Origin of the sequence: Saccharibacillus deserti (genome assembly GCF_013618475.1) — a bacterium.
GTDB lineage: Bacteria > Bacillota > Bacilli > Paenibacillales > Paenibacillaceae > Saccharibacillus > Saccharibacillus deserti.
This window is the reverse complement of record NZ_JABJVN010000002.1, coordinates 459,222-475,933: the sequence shown is the minus strand read 5'-3', so window position 1 is coordinate 475,933 and position 16,712 is coordinate 459,222. Positions and strand designations below refer to the sequence as shown.

Genomic DNA, 16,712 nt, shown 5'->3' with positions numbered 1-16,712 from the left:
AAAACGACGCAATTTAGCCGTCAAGACTCATGTTAGGTATTTTTTACGATAATGTGAGTTATGCTCACACTTTCGTGAAATTTAAAGCCGCTTATCAACAAAGCCCGACGTCGGCCGCAAACGGCGGCACGACGCGGGCTTGTTCGATTGTGCAAGATGGCGAAGCAGGCAGCGTTACAGGAACGCCGGCGTTCAAAATTTAGACGATCGCCCAATTTTTAAAAGACTCCGCTTCGGCCTTCGGCGTAGCGAAACTTTTGCCTACAATCGGGGAAAGCTGCTCCAAATCTTTGAGCAGTCCGGCGAACTGATCCGGGAACAGCGACTGCACGCCGTCGCCCGTCATGGAATTGTCGGGATCGGTATGCATTTCGATAATCAGGCCGTCCGCACCGGCGGCAACGGAAGCTTTGGCCATCGGTTCCACCAATTCGCGGCGGCCGGTCCCGTGGCTCGGATCGGAAATAACCGGCAGATGGCTGAGGCTTTGCAAGGCGGGAATCGCCGCCAGATCAAGCGTGTTGCGTGTGTACGGTTCGAACGTGCGGATTCCGCGCTCGCACAGCATCACGTCGGGGTTGCCTCCGGCGAGGATGTATTCGGCCGCATTGAGCAGTTCGTCGTAGGTCGAGCTGAAACCGCGTTTGAGCAGGACGGGCCGTCCGCAGGTTCCCAGCTTGCGCAGCAGATCGAAATTCTGCATATTCCGTGTGCCGATCTGCAGAATGTCCGCGTATTCCGCGCAGATATCGACATACTCCGGCGTCATGACTTCCGTAATGGTCAGCAGACCGTGCTTCTTGCCCGCTTCGGCCATCATGATCAGACCTTCCACACCGACGCCCTGGAAGCTGTAAGGGCCGGTACGCGGCTTGAACGCGCCTCCGCGCAGCACCTGGCCGCCCGCGGCTTTGACCAGACGGGCAATCTCATCGATCTGCTCCGGCGATTCGACCGCGCACGGTCCGCCCATGACAACCAGCTCTCCGCCGCCGATCTTGACGTCGCCGATCCGGATGACCGTATCTTCCGGATGGAAATCGCGGCTGGCCAGCTTGTACGACTTGGAAATCTTCACGACGTCTTCCACGCCTTTCATCTGACGCAGATGCTCGGCCAGTCTCGGCTCGGCTTTGCCGATCAGGCCTACAACGGTACGGTCGGCTCCTCTCGACAGGTGAACGGTCAAGCCTTCTTTCTCGATAACGCGAATGACTTCCTGCAGCTGCTCCTCCGGAGCTTGATTCGATAAAATAGCGATCATGGGATCTCTTCCTTTCGATATGGGAATGGGAACCGGGTCCCTTTTGGCTTTGGACGATAACTTCTTTCTCGCTTAGACGCTTCTATGCTTTTAGGCTTTTAATCACTAAAGCAATATTAACAAAAAAATAGCCCTTCGTCAACCCGAAGAGCAAAGAAACGAGCTCGGTTTTCAGATGCCGAATACTCCCCCCACTGCCGATCGCACAGCCGCCGCTCCGTCTAGGCTTTTTGTTTCGGTTTGTGCCGCATGCCGTACACGCCGCCGATCGCTCCGAACAAAACGGCCGTAACGGGAAATACCAACCAGTTCACATCCCAGCGTTCATACCCGAATCCGCTGACCAGGAAGACGATCAGCGCGAGCGGCCATACAACGGCGGCAATCCGGCCGATCACCCGGTTCTCTTCCTTTTTCTCGGGTGTATATTCGCCAAGTTGAAGCAGCTTCTGGTACCCTGCCTCAATACCGCCGGAGTACACGAACAGGAAGATGACGATGCCGAGCAGCGCCAGCATGACCGCCGCCCCGTACGGGGTCTGGCTTTCTCCGCGCACAGCCGCAACCAATACCGCTGCCGGCGACACTGTCCCCAGACAAGCGGCCGTCACAATCGAACGGACGCGTACCGGGCGAAATGTCTCCTTGCGCCGTTCGACATTCGCCCGGGTCCCCGCGGAAAGCTCGAAGTCTTCGCCCAGCACCCGGTACTTTTCTTTGCCGCTTCCGCTTGCGATAAACAGTCCGATCGCGGGCACCCCCAGCACAAATGCCGCAATCACCGCCAACAGATAGCCCGTATTTTCCGATATCCCGCCCAATACGCCGTTTTCGTTCCATGCCGCAATCAGAACCATGGCAGCGACGCCAAACAAAACGAGCAGCCAGCCCAGTGCCTGAAGCCGCGAAGAGCGTCTGACGACCGTTTCATAGCCCTGTACCGTTTCTTCTGTCAGCACAGGGATATTCCCGCTTGCAGCGGAAGGTACAATCCCCAACTCGTCCATCAGTTCGTCGATGCTGCCGAATTCCGAGATGACGATCCCGATCGCTTCATGCTCCGATTTGCCGTCCCGCTTCAATTCTTCGTATTTGTCCTCCATCGTATCGAGCATCTCGCGTTTCAAAGCCAGTACTTGATCGCTGCGCGGCCATGCGGCAAATAAACTGTCCAGATAGGCTTTTAATACGTCCATCGTCTTCACTACTCCTTTATGAATGTATTGACGACTTCCTGCGTGAGCTGCCACTCGATGCATTTTTCCCGGTAATAAGCCCGACCTTCTTCCGTAATCCGGTAATAGGTACGCCGCTTGCCCGCTTCTCCGTCCTTGTGAAAAGAAGAGATACAACCGTTTTTCTCCAGACGCGTAAAAGCCGAATAAAGAGTCGTCTCTTTCATCACATACTTTTCTTGCGACAATCTGCGGATATTTTTCGAGATTTCGTAGCCGTACGATTCTCCCTCCAGCAGCATATACAAAATCATCGTATCGTTGTATCCCCGGATGACGTCGCTGCTAATCAACGGTTTCCCTCCTTACTATTTCGCTCAATCGATTTTACTTCATCTGTCGTAGTATTGGGTTGGTTTCAATGTATCACGATTACTACGACAGGTAAAGTAGTTTGATTCGAAAAAACCGGACTTGTCCTTGAGAGAAATATTCTGACCTCTATCACTACGCAAAAAAAGCGAAGAACGCGCCTGTAGGCGGTTCTCCGCATCCGATATCCGAGTCTGTGATCCGGTTCTTATTGAATATCTTTGTCGTACTGCAAATAGACGACCTGCGTTTGCAGATATTCGTTCAGGCCGTGCTTGCCGTCCGCTCCGCCGATCCCCGATTTGCGCCAGCCGGCATGGAAGCCCTGCATCGCCTCGAAATTTTCGCGGTTGATGTAGGTCTCTCCGTATTTCAGACGTTTGACCACTTTCATCGCCACATTGAGATTCTGCGTATACAGCGAAGAGGTCAGGCCGAATTCGCTGTCGTTGGCAAGCGCAATCGCTTCGTCCAGGGTCTTGAACGATACGATCGGGATGACCGGTCCGAAAATCTCTTCCTGAATGATCTCCATATCGTTGGTCGCATCTCCGATAACGGTCGGCTCGTAGAAGCTGCCTTTGCCTTCGACTTTTTTGCCGCCGAGCAGCAGTTTCGCGCCCTGCTGCACCGCGCGGTCGACTTTGGCCTGAACCGAGTTCTGCGCTTCCTTGTTGATCAGGGGACCCATCTGGATCTCGTTATTCTGCAGAGGATCGCCGTATTTGACCGCCTTCATCGCTTCGACAAGCCGGCTTGTAAACTCTTCCTTGATCTCCTCGTGCACATAGACGCGCTCGGCGCAGTTGCATACCTGACCGGTGTTGATGACCCGCGAATCGACGACCGCCTTGACCGCAAGGTCCAGATCCGCGTCTTTGTGCACGATTGCCGGCGCTTTGCCGCCAAGCTCCAGGCTGACTTTGATAATGTTCCCGGCGGCGGCTTCCATGACTTTCTGTCCGGCAGGCACGCTGCCCGTCAGACTGACCATACCCACCTTCGGGTTGCTGGCAAGTTCGCTGCCGACTTCTCCGCCGCGTCCCGTCACCAGATTGAACACGCCTTTCGGAAGACCGGCTTTATCCGCAATTTTCGCAAAAGCGATCGCATTGTTCGGGGACTCGACGCTGGGTTTGACCACAATCGTATTGCCCGTAATCAGAGCCGGTGCCATCTTGCGGGCAATCAGGAAAAACGGGAAGTTCCACGGCAGAATGCCGGTCGTGACCCCGATCGCTCTTTTGAATACGAAAATGTGCTCGTTGTCGCGGTCGCTCTGAACGATCTCGCCTTCGTAACGCCGCGCCCATTCCGCCATATAATCCATATAATCCGCCGTGAAGTTGACCTCCACCGTCGACAGCTCGAGCGTCTTGCCCACTTCTTCGGAAATCAGCCGTGCAATTTCTTCCGCCTGCTCGCGAATGCCGGCCGCGATCCGGTGCAGATAGACTCCGCGTTCCACGGCCGGCGTTTCCTCCCAGGCCGTCTGTGCCGCTTCCGCCGCGTCGATCGCCCGAGCTACATCGGCCCGGGTCGCTTTGGGCACCTGCGAGACCGTCTCGTCCGTCGCCGGGTTGGTTACATCCATCCACTCTCCGTTTTCCGCATCCGTAAACTGCCCGTCGATATACATTTGATGTTTTTGCACCGGTACTGCCTCCTCAGAAATGGGATTAAAATCTGTTTCTTCTATTGCATTGTAAACGTTATCAATTTTTATTGTCAACATTTTTACGACTTTTAATGTGGTTTTGTGATGTTTTTTATTTATTTTTTGTCCACTTGTGGTTTTCAATCGATGTCAGGCAGAGTACAATAGAAGGGAAACGGAGGGATTGCGAATGAAAGTCAGCATCTTCTCGACCTGCCTGGTCGATCTCATGTTCCCCGGCGTCGGCAGATCGATGGTCGAAGTCCTTGAACGTCTGGGCTGCGAAACGGATTTTCCCGCTTCTCAAGTCTGCTGCGGGCAGCCGACCTACAACAGCGGTTATCTGGAAGAATCGAAGCAGGCCATGATCAATATGATGGTCGCTTTCGAACAGTCCGACTATGTCGTAGGCCCTTCGGGCTCCTGCGTCGCCATGTTCCACGAGTATCCCCATATTTTCAAAGGCGATCCGACCTGGGAGTTGAAAGCGATTGCACTAAAAAACAAATCGTTCGAATTTACCCAGTTCATCGTGCGCGTACTCGGCATTACCAATGTCGGCGCACGCCTGCAGGGGCGCGCAGCCTATCATCGCTCCTGTCATATGAGCCGGCTGCTCGGGGAAACGGAAACGCCTTTTTTGCTGCTCGATCGCGTCGGCGGGCTGGAGCTGGCGCCGCTCGCAAACGCCGACAACTGCTGCGGATTCGGCGGAACCTTTTCCGTCAAAATGCCCGAAATTTCGCAGCAGATGGCCGACGAGAAAAGCGCGTGCGTCGTCGATACCGGCGCCGACTATCTCATCAGCGCGGACATGGGATGCTTGATGAATATCGGCGGACGTTTGTCGAGAACCGGACAGGAGATCAAAGTCATGCATATCGCCGAAGTGCTGAACTGCGCGGCGGACCCGGTCAAAGGAGGCACAACATCATGAGTCTGAAAACGGACAGCAGGGAATTCGGCGCTCGCACCGCGGACGGAATCGGCGATGCCTTTATGCGCGGGGCGGTCGGTTCGGCCCAGGACAGTCTCAAGACGCGCAGACTGACGGCAGCCACGGCGCTCGGCGACTGGGAAGCCTGGCGGGAGCTTGGCCAACAGATTCGCCAGCATACGCTTGCGAACCTCGACTATTATCTGGAGCAGATGGCGGACAACGTAGAACGCCGGGGCGGGCATGTCTTTTTTGCACGGACAAAAGAAGAAGCGAGCGGATATATCCTCGGTGTAGCGCAGAGCAAACAAGCGCGCAAAATCGTCAAATCGAAATCGATGGTCACCGAAGAAATCGAGATGAACCGCGTCCTGCTGGAAGCCGGATGCGAAGTGATCGAGAGCGATCTCGGCGAGTATATTTTGCAGGAAGACGATTGGGACCCGCCTTCGCATATCGTGGCACCCGCCCTGCACAAAAATCGGGAACAGATTCGCGACGTATTCGCTTCCAAGCTGAACTATGAAGGCGACGAAACTCCCGAGCACCTGGCCCGGTTCGCCCGGACCGTGCTGCGCGAGAAATTTCTCGAAGCCGAGATCGGAATCACCGGCTGCAACTTTGCGGTCGCCAACCTGGGAGCGATCAATCTGGTGACCAACGAAGGCAACGGAGATCTGACCGCCGCCCTGCCGCCGACGCATATCGCGGTCATGGGCATGGAGCGGATCGTGCCGACACTCGAAGAAATGGAAGTGCTCGACAATCTGCTCTGCCGCAGTGCGGTAGGGCAGAAGCTGACCAGCTACATCACCGTTATGGGGCCCCGCGAAGAAGGGGATACCGACGGTCCCGAGGAGTTTCATCTTGTGATCGTCGACAACGGCCGGTCGGATATTCTGGCGAGCGAATTCCATGAAGCGCTGCAGTGTATCCGCTGCGGCGCCTGTCTGAATGTCTGCCCGGTCTACCGGCATATCGGCGGCCATGCCTACGGTTCGATCTATCCGGGCCCGATCGGCGCGGTCATCACCCCCCTGCTTGGCGGTTACGACGACTACAAGGAACTGCCGTACGCTTCAAGTCTATGCGGCGCCTGCACGGATGTCTGTCCCGTGAAGATTCCGCTGCATCAGCAGTTGGTCCTGCACAGACAGAATATCGTCTCCCAGGGAAGGACAGGAAGCGCCGATCGGATTCAGATGAAGACGGCCGGAAAAGTGCTGTCTTCTCCTGCCTTGTTCGCCGGAACGCTGCGGCTTGCGAATCCGATGAGCGCGCTGCTGAGCAAGCACGGCCGGATCGTCCGCGGTCCCGCGCCGCTCTCGGGCTGGATCGGCAGCCGCGATCTGCCGCAGCCGGCGAAGAAGCGGGACGGCTTCCGGGACTGGTATCATCATCGCGAAGGAGGCGGCCATCCATGAATGCTCAACATTCGAACCGAAGCGCGTTTCTAAACCGCGTCGCCGACAGTCTGGGACGTCCCCGGCGGACGGACGGCGTGCAGCGCCCCGCCTGGAAGCATAACGTCCATCTGGAGCAGCTGGCCGACCGGACACCGGAGCAGCTGGTCGAGATTTTGAAAGAACAATGTTTCTTCATCCATACCCAGGTGATCGAATCGATGCCGGATCTGCTTCAGCGGACGCTCGACGATCTGATTGCCGGCTATGGCGGAGGCCCCATCATGCGCTCCGGCGACCCCCGCTTCATGCGGTACGGACTGTCTTTCCCGGGCGATTCCGTCTGGTCGGCGCAGGCCGGTCGCGAAGAAAACATCCGGCTTGCGGAAGACGCCAATATCGCGTTGGTATTCGCCGATTACGCGCTGGCGGAATCCGGAACGGTTGTGCTCGAAAGCCGGCCCGATCAGGGACGCGCCCTGCATTTCCTGCCTTCGCATTATATCGCCGTGATCGAACGGGAGCGGATCGTTCCGCGTTCGACGCAGGCGATGGCGGAACTGAACCGCCGCCACGAATCCGGCGGCTCTCTGGGTTCCTGCATCAATCTGATCTCCGGACCCTCGAACTCCGCCGATATCGAGATGCAGCTCGTTGTCGGCGTACACGGTCCGCTGAGAGCGACGTATGTGCTGATCTGACCCTTCTCTATCCATTGGCAGACCAAAAAGCCGGTTCTCTTCCGAGAACCGGCTTACGTTTTCTGCGCTTTGCAAAAGGCAGAGATCGCCTTCCTTTATTCGGCCGCTTTGGCTTTGGTTTTCTCGCGCACCGGCGGCAGCAGCTTTTTCATATCGACCGTACGCTTGATCTCCCAAGTGGACGGATCGCTTTCTTCAAACTGCTCCAGGTACAGAATCACTTCTTTGGTGATTGGCGTCGGCGTCGAAGCTCCGGCGGTCACCGCCACTTTGGAAATGCCCATCAGCCATTCCTGTTTGATCTCGCTCACATCCGACACGCGGTAAGCGGTCGTGCCGGCGATTTCTTCGGATACCTGCGCCAGACGATTGGAGTTGTTGCTGCGCGGATCGCCGACCACGATAACCAGATCCGCCTGCCCGGCCTGCTCGGCTACCGCTTCCTGACGCACCTGGGTCGCCAGGCAGATCTCGTTATGCACTTCGGCTCCCGGATAGCGCTCCAACAGCTTTTTCATGATCGCCTTGATATCCCATTGGCTCATCGTCGTCTGATTCGTGATAATGATTTTGCCCGGCGGAATGTTCAGCGCTTCGATTTCTTCTTCCTTCTCGATCAGATGCACCTGGTCCGGAGCTACGCCGATCGCGCCTTCCGGTTCCGGGTGGTTCTTTTTGCCGATATAAATAATCTCGTACCCTTCGCCCGCTTTCTCGCGGATCAGGTCATGCGTCTTCGTCACGTCCGGACAGGTCGCATCGACCGTCGTCAGGCCGCGTTCGCGGGCACGCTTGCGCACTTCCGGCGAAACGCCGTGCGCAGTGAAAATAACGGTCCCTTTGTCCACCTTCTCCAGAATCTCGAGGCGGTTCGGTCCGTCAAGCGTTACGATTCCTTCATCCTCGAACGACTGGGTCACATGCGCATTGTGCACGATCATCCCGAGTATATAAATCGGCCGGGGCAGATCGAGGTTTTTGGCCGCTTGTCTGGCGAGTACCATCGCGTCGACTACGCCGTAGCAATAGCCCCGCGGGGCTATACGTAGAACTTCCATCTATTTTGCACCTGCTTTCGGATTCATGGCTTAAGCGCGGCTTCGCGCACATCTCAATTATACCTCATCGAACGACGCGAAGAAAGACGGTTCACGGCGCAGCTCTCGGCTGTCCGCAAACCGCCCCGTACTTTTCCGCTCTGCCGCGGACATATCCCGGCCTTCATACGGATGCCCGGAAGCAGCACAGCGGAAGCGGAACTCCCCCGTTCTTCCGCCGCTTCCGGCTATCTGCCGTCTTCCGTTTCGATCTGCACATCCTCGAGATCCTCGACATCGACCGCTTCCGCCGCAGCCTGGATTTCGGGGAACAGCGCCGGCAGCCAGATGATGAAAGTCGTTCCTTCCCCTTTGACCGTAACGACTTCGACCGATCCCTGATGTTCGTCGATGATCCATTTGGCGATCGACAGCCCGAGACCCGTTCCCGGCGTCTTGCCCCGGGATTCGTCGGCCCGGTAAAAACGTTCGAAAATATGCGGAACCTCGTCTTTGTCCATGCCCATACCGGTATCTTTGACCCGGATGCCGACCTGCTGCCGATAGACGACGACATCCAGCAGCACTTGGCCTTCCTCCGTGTATTTGAACGCGTTCTCGATAAAAATGAAGAGCATCTGCTGCAGATAGTCTTTGTTGCCGATCACGGCGATGCCGTCCAGCGCGCTCAAATCGCCGGGAGCCCATTCCGCCCGGTGAGGCAGAAACTGCGCCCTGCGCACCACATCTTCAACAAGAGGCCCCAGCTTCAACAGTTCTTTTTGCATCGTTTGTCCGGCGTCCGCCCGGGCAAGCGACAGCATATCCCCGATCAGCCGGCTCATTCGCTCGGATTCGTCGGCGATATCGCCGATCGCTTCAACCGACATCTGGCGCAGATCTTCTTCGCTCAAATTGGAAGGCATGCTGTCGAGCGTCCAGATTTTTTTGAGCAGATCCGTATTGCCCCGAACCGTGGTCAGCGGCGTACGAAGCTCGTGGGAAGCATCCGAAACGAAGCGGCGCTGGGCCCGGTAGGATTCCTCCAGGTCTTTGTAGAACGATTCGGTACGCGCCAGCATCCGGTTGACGGTGCTGATGAGCTGACCGACTTCATCCTGCGGACCGGCGTAATCGATCCGGACGCTCAAATCGCTGCTGGTCTGGACCGCGTTCGCCGCTTCGATCACTTTGCCGATCGGCGCCATCGACTTGCGGGCCATGAACATGCCGAGCGTGGCCGCGAGGATCAGCGTGGATACCGAGCCGAGCAGCAGAATGAAGCGCAGGTCGGACAGCATATTCTCCGCTTCTTCGGTGCTGGCCGCAATCTGAAGCAGAACCGGCGTTTTTATGCCGTTGGCGGGAAATAGCAGCTGCTGGTACATCAGGTAGGGCCGTCCTTCGGAACGGATCCGGCTGAAGTCCTGCTTGACGGCATCAAGCGGCGGTACTTTGAATTTGAAAGCGCCGCTGCCGAACGTCATATTGTCCGACTGCTGCAGAAGACCGTCGTTGTAATAATAGATCTGCACGTACAGACGGCTGTCGATCGTTTTCAAAATATTGTCGATATTGATCCCTGAAGTGACCACGCCCTGATTATCGGTGACAATGCTCTGCCGAATCTGTTCCCGAATACGGCTCTGCCAGGTATCGTACGTATTTTGATAGGTGTTGTAATAAACGAAAGTATAAATGATCGCACTGAACATCAACAGCGTCAGTGCGAGAATGCCCGAGTACCAGGCCGTCAGACGTAAACGGATAGACATGACAGAGGGCCGCCCCCTTTTAGGAATCGCTTCTTAAGATGTAACCGGCGCCGCGGATCGTTTGGATCAGACGCTTGGCACCGGAATCCTCGGTCTTCTGCCGAAGCATGGCTACGTACACTTCAAGCACATTGGATTCGCCGCTGTAATCGTAGCCCCAAATCTTGTCCATGATCAAATCGCGCGACAGAACCCGTCTCGGGTTAAGCATGAACAGGTGAAGCAGCTCGAATTCCTTGGCGGTGAGCTCGACTTTGCGGTCTCCCCGGGTCACTTCGCGCGAGTCCACATTCATGACCAGATCTTCGAAACTCAAACGTTCCCCGTCGTCTTCGCGCACCGTATCGGTCTTGCGGCGCAGCAGCGCACGAACCCGTGCCAACAGTTCTTCGAGCGCAAACGGCTTGACCAGATAATCGTCGGCTCCCAGATCGAGCCCTTTGACCCGGTTTTCCAGTTCGTCTTTGGCCGTCAGCATCAGAACCGGTACGGCACTGCCCGCTTCGCGCAGCCTGCGCACCACCTCGAAGCCGTCCACCTCCGGCATCATCACGTCAAGCACAAGCAGATCGGGTTCGGTCGTCCGCATCATTTTGAGACCTTCCGCCCCATTGGGTGCCGTATGAACCTCGTAGCCTTCAAAAGCCAGCCCTCTTCGAAGCATGGAAATGATTTTTTCGTCGTCGTCGACAACCAGAATATTGGATCGCATATTTTTGTTCCCCTCTACGTTCTTTTCTATTATTGTAGCAACGTTCCCGAACTTGCGCACCCCGTTTCGGATTTGGCGCGGGAACCGGCATCAAAAGCGGGAGGGGTATCCCCCTCCCGCCGTATTGAGCGTTCTGCCGCGGCAGCGGACAAAACGATTATCTGCCGAACGGATTGGTCAATCCGTTATTGCCTTGGCTGTTGTTGTTCTGCTGGGCCGCAGCCGATTCGTCGTATTCGTTCCGGTCGCCTACCGTCACTTTCAGATCGACCTTTTTGTCGTTGCGCACGACGTTCAGCGTGACTTCCGTTCCGACTTTGAGCTTCTGGATCGCCGCAATCAGATCCTGGCTGGTCGCATACGGCGTACCGTTCACACCCGTGATGATATCGTAGCTGCGCAGATCGGCTTTGTAAGCCGGAGATCCGTACAGCACTTCGCTGACCAGCGAACCTTCTTTGGTATCGACGCCCATCTGCTGCGCGATACTGTCGGACATGGTGGTCAGACTCGCGCCGATAAACGGAACGGCTTCTTTCGGAATTTCTTCGTTGTTCTTGAGCTGTTCGACGACGCCCTTGATCGTATTGGAAGAAATCGCGAAGCCGATCCCCTGCGCTTCGGTGCTGACGGCCGTGTTCATACCGATCACTTCGCCGTTCAGATTAAGCAGCGGGCCGCCGGAGTTGCCCGGATTGATCGACGCGTCGGTCTGCAGAAGATGCTTGTATTCGGTCGCTTTCCCTGTCGTTTCGTCGGCAATGGAAATTTGACGTTCTTTGGCGCTCAGGACACCGGCCGTTACCGTATGTTCGAAACCTTCCGGATTGCCGATCGCCACTACCCAGTTGCCGATTGCCGTAGCATCGGAATCGCCCAGCGAGATGTACGGGAAGTCGCTGCCGTCGGTGCTGGTGATTTTCAGAACGGCCAGGTCAAGATCGGCGCTATGACCGAGCAATTTCGCTTCGTAAGGCTTGGTCGTACCGTCCAGCGTAACCTGGATCACGTCTCCGCCTTCAACCACGTGATTGTTCGTCAGGATATAGCCTTCTTTATCGAAAATGAAACCTGTTCCGAGTCCCAGCGGAGTCAGCTGATCCGGCGAAGACTCGGAGTTTGTACCGGAGCCGCCGTTATTTTCGCTGCCTTGGGAATCGCCGTAGAAGTACCGGAAGAACGGATCGTTATAGTTGCCCTGCGTGCTTGAAGATCCGCCTTTGGAGAGCGTCTCGATCTTGACGACCGAAGGGCTGGCCTGATTCACGACGTCCGAGATATCCTTGGACGAAGCGATCGTATATGCAGCGGTGGATACGCCGCTCGGATTCGCCGGTGCGGTCGCCGTAGCCGCAGCCGGGGTGGCCGCCGCTTCTTCGCCCGAGAACCAACCGGCGTGTCCTGCCGTGAAGACCGAGCCGGTAATCACGATAGCGCCGAGCGCTCCCGCCGCGAACGAGGTCAGGGCATTTCTGAACGAAGATTTCGGTTTCTGATTATAATTCCAGTTGCCGCCCGATTTTCCGCCCGGTGCGGAACCGTTCGAACCGGTTGGCGTTCCGTAGGAATCGTATCCCCTTACGGCACTCGGAGGCGTCACTTCAACCTCTTGGACTTTGGGCACTTCCGGATCGGACGAACCGACCGACTGGAATGGCCCGTAAGAATAATAATAAGAAGAGCCGTCCGGGTTGGTGCCTTTCCGCTCGGAGGAACCGCTGCCGGGATTCTCGCTGTGACCGCCGCTTTGGGCACGGCCTTCCGCATTGTTGTCTTCAAAAGAATTTCCGTATTTCTTTTCGTCCATCTCTATTTCCTCCTCGCGTATCGGCCTATGCCGAATAACGTAAATGTGAACCGCTTTTGGGATAACCGGGTGGAAAGCGCCGTTCGAAAAGTTCGGCGCCGCTGTTTGCTTCTGTCCTTATTTTCGCCCAGCAACCTTAATTGCACCTTAAAAGAGGTATAAAGATAGATAAGAAAGCGGATAAATCTCAACACAACCCAAAAAAAGCCTCTTCCTTCCCGGATCGAAAGGAACAGAGACTTTTCAAAAGCTTGATGGACTTGTGCGGAGCGCATACCTTGTATGCCGGCCGAAAAGTCGGAACGTCTGTCAAGCAGGATTCATGAGCGAACCATGCCCTGCCGGTGCGCATAGATCGCAAGCTGTGTCCGGTCTTCCAGTTCGCACTTCATCAGCAGATTGCTGACATGGGTTTTGACCGTTTTGATACTGATATGCAGTTCTTCCCCGATCTCTTTGTTGCCCATGCCTTCGGCGATCAGCAGCAGCACTTCTTTTTCCCGTTCGGTCAGCGGCGACGAATCGGCTTCCACGGTCCGCTGACGAATCCCGCGCGTGAGCGCTTGGGAGACGTCACCCGTCATCACCGGCATACCGCGATAAGCGCCTTTGAGCGCATAGATCAATTCTTCCGCCGTAACGGTCTTCAGCACATAGCTGACCGCCCCCGCTTCGATCGCTTCCATAACCAGCTTGTCTTCGAGAAAACTGGTCAGCATCACGACGCGCACAGACGGAAATTCGGACACGACCAAGCGGGTCGCTTCGGTACCGTTCATCTCCGGCATCATCAGATCCATCAGGACCATATCGGGCATTACGCCCTGCTCGGCGGATAAGGCCCGCAGCCGTTCCAGTACCTCGCGTCCGTTTGCCGCTTCTCCGATGACTTCAAACCCCGGCTCCAGCATCAGGTAAGTCTTCAGTCCCATTCTTACCATGTCGTGATCGTCCGCCAGCAGGATCTTGATCTTCTCCATGCTCCTCCACTGCCTTTCCTTCTGTGAATTTTGGAATATGTACCCGGATAGTCGTTCCCGCCCCCGGTTTTGACAAAATTTCTGCGCGTCCGCCCAGCTTCTCCGCTCTTTCCCGCATCGTCAGCAGGCCGTAGGAACCCTGCTTCTGCGCGGCGCCGCCCGAGAAGCCCCGTCCGTCATCGCTGATCGACAGCAGCACCTGCCGTTCGTTTTCGCGCAGCGACAAGCTGACTATACCGGCCTGGGCATGCTTGACGATGTTGGCCATCGCTTCCTGCACGATCAGAAACAGCTGCTGCTCGATCGCTTCGGACAGCTCGTTGCAAAGCTCGACGTCTTTGACCCCTTTCAGCCCGTTCTGGATACAGTAATCGGGGAACCAGCGATCGAGTGCCGCCGGCAGCGCAATCCCTTCCAGCTCGACCGGCCGCAGCTGCGCAATAAGCGCTCGCATCTGCCGCTGGGCCAGATTGGACATCTGGATCAGCTGCCGCATGACCGCATCCGCCGCATCCGGATTTCGCTCCAGCACTTTGGGCAGCGAAGCGGCAGACATATGAATCGCAAAAATCTGCTGGCTGACCGAGTCGTGCAGATCGCGCGCCATTCGGCGGCGTTCTTCGCGCACCGCGCTCTCGACCAGCTGTTCTTTGTCGACCGCGTCGCTTTCGCCGAGTTTTTGCAGCAGTTTGGTCTTGGTCTCGATCGAATTCATCATGGCATTGAATTCGCGGTACACGCGCGTGAACGACTGGTCTTCCGTATCGCCCAGACGCAGACCCAGATTGCCCTGCGACACCTGAAGCATACTGTAATGCAGCACATCGATCCGGCGCTGAATACGCTGTCCCGCCACGTAACCGGTAATAACCGCGACAAGCACGGCGGCCAGCAGATAAAAGACCCAGATTCTTCGCGGAAAAACCTGTACGAATCCGTACAGGCTGAACCAATACAACAAAGCGGCGAGAATTCCGCCGCTGAGCAGGAAGTACAAAATCAGTTCCCATTTGGTGTTTTTCAATAAGTTCCCCATAAGGACACCCTTCACCCCGTCTTGATCGAATTAACCGACCCTTGTCACATGCACATCCCCTATAAAGGAGCTTACCGAAATTTTGATCCGTTTGGCGCATTCGTCGTAATTCCGGGTCTCGTCCACGCCGCTGACAATCCCGGATCTCGTGCTTCCCAGTACGTTATGGTCGCCCAGGAAAGAACTGCTGTTGGCGCGAACGCCGAGTTCGGGATCGTTTGGCACATAGACGACCACATCGCCGATAAAGCAGGAGATATTGATCTTCGTCGTGCCGTAAGGGATCTGCGCTTTGGTCAGATCGATCACCGTATCCCCGATAAAGTGGGAGATATTCAGCGGCTTGAGCCGGAAATAATCTTTGCCGATATAATAATCGCCGACGAAGCTCGACTCGTTCACCATCTTCTCTTTTTTGCCTTTATCCGCTTTCTCGCGTGCCTGCTTCATTTGCGAACGATCGTACTCCCGGCTTCTGCCGTCTTCCCGGCAGTCGTCGTAGAACCGGTCGTCTTCCGGGAAATCATCCGGAAACGGCTCTTTTTCAAGCGAGATGCCGGGAGTCGTTTTTTTGCCTCCATCCTTGTGCATCGATTTTTTCAAATCTTTCATCGCGCTGTCTACTTCCTGCTTCACCTCGTCCGCGATGCGTGAAAAGTCGATTTTGCGCATCTGGTCGGCGGTCTGTTTGCCCAAATCGCGGGCCATATCGCCGATTTTGTGGAATTCCCCGGCACTGCCGGAGCGTTCGCGGCTTTGGCCGAAGTCCCGGCGTCCTTCCTCTTCGGGCTGCCAGTCGTACCGTTTGCGGGGTTCGCTGCCGGGAGCGCCATCTTCCTTGTCCAAATTCACGAACATGCGGTCAAGCGGCGATTCGAGCGGCTCGATTGGCATGGGAGGGACAGGCGGCGTATCCGGCATACCGCCGTGAAATTCTTCTTGATTCGAATGATGAACCGGATATTCCGGCGAGCTTTTCGGTTTCAACAGGACATAAATGCCCGTTGCAATCAGCGCCGCCGGAATCAGGAATTTGAAAAATTCGCCCGGGCTGAGTACGGTAAGTTCCAGATTTCGGGCCTGGAAATACCCGCCGATCGCAATCAGGATCACATTGCCTGCCCGGCTTGAGCTGTGCTTCTTTTTGCTGATCAAGTGCTGCAGTCCGACCAGGATCAGAATCATCGGCCAGAATGTCCGAATCAAATCCCCGATACTGAAACTGATATATCCGAGCTGGTACGCCAGGAAAATACCGCCGATCGCGATCAGCCACAACGCTCCGCTCTTCTTCATTATACTCTCCTCCTCTTCTATAAGGGCCGGAAACATTCGTTCATGCTCCGGGAACTTCGTGGTTATGCCTTTACTTTACCGGAAGCCTTCTTCTTGCGGAAGCGGCGCGGGAATGAAAGTCGCCTCGGTCTCAAGACCGAGACGCCGCAGTCGGGCCGCAAGCGAAGTTCGGGTCAGAACCGGCTGCGCAGCAGGCCGATCGTCAATTCCCGGTTCAATTCCTGCGTATAGTCGAATACCCGTTTCAGAGTGCTCTCGCCGGTATAAAAATCCGTCTCCGCCGCCGTACGTGTGCCGCCGCTTCCCCGATTCTCCCGCTTTCCGAACAGCCAGCCGTAAGCTTGGCTCAGCAGCTTGTTTCTTCTCGTTCTTCTGCGTGCGTAGGTTCCCATTGTCCGCGCCTCCTTCGTTTTTTTCAGTATGCGGCAAAAAGGCGTCGGTACGAAGCTGCGCGCGAACGATCTTTCGATCCGGCCGGAGAGGGAACTTCGCTGCCGCCTGCAGTCGGAGCTGTCCCGGTCGCAAGGCCGAGAACGTTGCGGCTGCGCAGCCGCAGGCAC

General features: G+C 56.1%; 15 protein-coding genes. 3 read left to right on the top strand and 12 right to left on the bottom strand.

All coding sequences use genetic code 11. The features are described from left to right. Positions 1-199: 199 nt before the first annotated feature. The 4 genes from aroF to aldA form a co-directional block, all read right to left on the bottom strand. Positions 200-1,264: a 3-deoxy-7-phosphoheptulonate synthase gene (gene aroF, locus HOP44_RS08155; RefSeq protein WP_172252272.1), complete on the bottom strand. Its 1,065-nt coding sequence runs from the start codon at positions 1,262-1,264 to the stop codon at positions 200-202. Between the two features lie 221 nt (positions 1,265-1,485). Next, a complete protein-coding gene (locus HOP44_RS08150) occupies positions 1,486-2,460 on the bottom strand; it encodes a permease prefix domain 1-containing protein (RefSeq protein WP_172252270.1) in 975 nt (324 codons plus the stop codon). An 8-nt stretch (positions 2,461-2,468) separates the two neighbouring features. Next, positions 2,469-2,792: a PadR family transcriptional regulator gene (locus HOP44_RS08145; protein WP_172252268.1), complete on the bottom strand. Its 324-nt coding sequence runs from the start codon at positions 2,790-2,792 to the stop codon at positions 2,469-2,471. A gap of 227 nt (positions 2,793-3,019) precedes the next feature. Next, a complete protein-coding gene (aldA, locus tag HOP44_RS08140) occupies positions 3,020-4,450 on the bottom strand; it encodes an aldehyde dehydrogenase (RefSeq protein WP_172253009.1) in 1,431 nt (476 codons plus the stop codon). 208 nt (positions 4,451-4,658) lie between these two features. Between aldA and HOP44_RS08135 the strand changes: the two genes are divergently transcribed. From HOP44_RS08135 to HOP44_RS08125, 3 genes are read left to right on the top strand one after another with little or no spacing between them, the layout of a single operon-like run. Further along, positions 4,659-5,405, top strand: a complete 747-nt coding sequence (locus HOP44_RS08135) for a (Fe-S)-binding protein (protein ID WP_172252266.1) — start codon at positions 4,659-4,661, stop codon at positions 5,403-5,405. Next, a complete protein-coding gene (locus HOP44_RS08130; RefSeq protein ID WP_172252264.1) occupies positions 5,402-6,829 on the top strand; it encodes a LutB/LldF family L-lactate oxidation iron-sulfur protein in 1,428 nt (475 codons plus the stop codon). The genes HOP44_RS08135 and HOP44_RS08130 overlap by 4 nt, the downstream gene beginning before the upstream one ends. After that, complete coding sequence (locus HOP44_RS08125; protein WP_172252262.1) at positions 6,826-7,509, top strand: LutC/YkgG family protein; 684 nt, start codon at positions 6,826-6,828, stop codon at positions 7,507-7,509. Before HOP44_RS08130 ends, HOP44_RS08125 begins: the two co-directional genes overlap by 4 nt. Before the next feature lie 95 nt (positions 7,510-7,604). Here the strand turns inward: HOP44_RS08125 and HOP44_RS08120 are convergent, their stop codons facing one another. From HOP44_RS08120 to HOP44_RS08085, 8 genes are all read right to left on the bottom strand, one after another. After that, on the bottom strand, positions 7,605-8,567 hold the full coding sequence (locus HOP44_RS08120) for a 4-hydroxy-3-methylbut-2-enyl diphosphate reductase (protein WP_172195551.1): 963 nt from the start codon (positions 8,565-8,567) through the stop codon (positions 7,605-7,607). Positions 8,568-8,794: 227 nt separating this feature from the next. Further along, positions 8,795-10,321 carry a sensor histidine kinase gene (locus tag HOP44_RS08115; protein ID WP_172252260.1) on the bottom strand — a complete coding sequence of 509 codons (1,527 nt, stop codon included), beginning with the start codon at positions 10,319-10,321 and terminating at the stop codon, positions 8,795-8,797. A gap of 19 nt (positions 10,322-10,340) precedes the next feature. Next, complete coding sequence (locus HOP44_RS08110; RefSeq protein WP_172252258.1) at positions 10,341-11,033, bottom strand: response regulator transcription factor; 693 nt, start codon at positions 11,031-11,033, stop codon at positions 10,341-10,343. Between the two features lie 157 nt (positions 11,034-11,190). Beyond that, positions 11,191-12,840, bottom strand: a complete 1,650-nt coding sequence (locus HOP44_RS08105) for a S1C family serine protease (RefSeq protein WP_172252256.1) — start codon at positions 12,838-12,840, stop codon at positions 11,191-11,193. Between the two features lie 320 nt (positions 12,841-13,160). After that, positions 13,161-13,820, bottom strand: coding sequence for a response regulator (locus HOP44_RS08100; protein WP_172252254.1), 660 nt, complete (start codon positions 13,818-13,820; stop codon positions 13,161-13,163). Next, the gene (locus HOP44_RS08095; RefSeq protein ID WP_172252252.1) at positions 13,732-14,856 is read right to left on the bottom strand and encodes a sensor histidine kinase; all 1,125 of its coding nucleotides are present in this window, start codon (positions 14,854-14,856) and stop codon (positions 13,732-13,734) included. The genes HOP44_RS08100 and HOP44_RS08095 overlap by 89 nt, the downstream gene beginning before the upstream one ends. A 30-nt stretch (positions 14,857-14,886) precedes the next feature. Further along, positions 14,887-16,152 carry a cell wall-active antibiotics response protein LiaF gene (liaF, locus tag HOP44_RS08090; RefSeq protein WP_219915564.1) on the bottom strand — a complete coding sequence of 422 codons (1,266 nt, stop codon included), beginning with the start codon at positions 16,150-16,152 and terminating at the stop codon, positions 14,887-14,889. Between the two features lie 173 nt (positions 16,153-16,325). Further along, positions 16,326-16,544 (bottom strand): hypothetical protein, encoded by a 219-nt coding sequence (locus tag HOP44_RS08085; protein ID WP_172252250.1) that lies wholly within the window; start codon positions 16,542-16,544, stop codon positions 16,326-16,328. Positions 16,545-16,712 lie beyond the last annotated feature (168 nt).

Bases quoted from the DNA above. Each gene is read 5' to 3' on its own strand.
- aroF (WP_172252272.1), bottom strand. From the start codon at position 1,264: ATGATCGCTATTTTATCGAATCAAGCTCCGGAGGAGCAGCTGCAGGAA.
- HOP44_RS08150 (WP_172252270.1), bottom strand. From the start codon at position 2,460: ATGGACGTATTAAAAGCCTATCTGGACAGTTTATTTGCCGCATGGCCG.
- aldA (WP_172253009.1), bottom strand. From the start codon at position 4,450: ATGTATATCGACGGGCAGTTTACGGATGCGGAAAACGGAGAGTGGATG.
- HOP44_RS08135 (WP_172252266.1), top strand. From the start codon at position 4,659: ATGAAAGTCAGCATCTTCTCGACCTGCCTGGTCGATCTCATGTTCCCC.
- HOP44_RS08130 (WP_172252264.1), top strand. From the start codon at position 5,402: ATGAGTCTGAAAACGGACAGCAGGGAATTCGGCGCTCGCACCGCGGAC.
- HOP44_RS08125 (WP_172252262.1), top strand. From the start codon at position 6,826: ATGAATGCTCAACATTCGAACCGAAGCGCGTTTCTAAACCGCGTCGCC.
- HOP44_RS08120 (WP_172195551.1), bottom strand. From the start codon at position 8,567: ATGGAAGTTCTACGTATAGCCCCGCGGGGCTATTGCTACGGCGTAGTC.
- HOP44_RS08115 (WP_172252260.1), bottom strand. From the start codon at position 10,321: ATGTCTATCCGTTTACGTCTGACGGCCTGGTACTCGGGCATTCTCGCA.
- HOP44_RS08110 (WP_172252258.1), bottom strand. From the start codon at position 11,033: ATGCGATCCAATATTCTGGTTGTCGACGACGACGAAAAAATCATTTCC.
- HOP44_RS08105 (WP_172252256.1), bottom strand. From the start codon at position 12,840: ATGGACGAAAAGAAATACGGAAATTCTTTTGAAGACAACAATGCGGAA.
- HOP44_RS08100 (WP_172252254.1), bottom strand. From the start codon at position 13,820: ATGGAGAAGATCAAGATCCTGCTGGCGGACGATCACGACATGGTAAGA.
- HOP44_RS08095 (WP_172252252.1), bottom strand. From the start codon at position 14,856: ATGGGGAACTTATTGAAAAACACCAAATGGGAACTGATTTTGTACTTC.
- liaF (WP_219915564.1), bottom strand. From the start codon at position 16,152: ATGAAGAAGAGCGGAGCGTTGTGGCTGATCGCGATCGGCGGTATTTTC.
- HOP44_RS08085 (WP_172252250.1), bottom strand. From the start codon at position 16,544: ATGGGAACCTACGCACGCAGAAGAACGAGAAGAAACAAGCTGCTGAGC.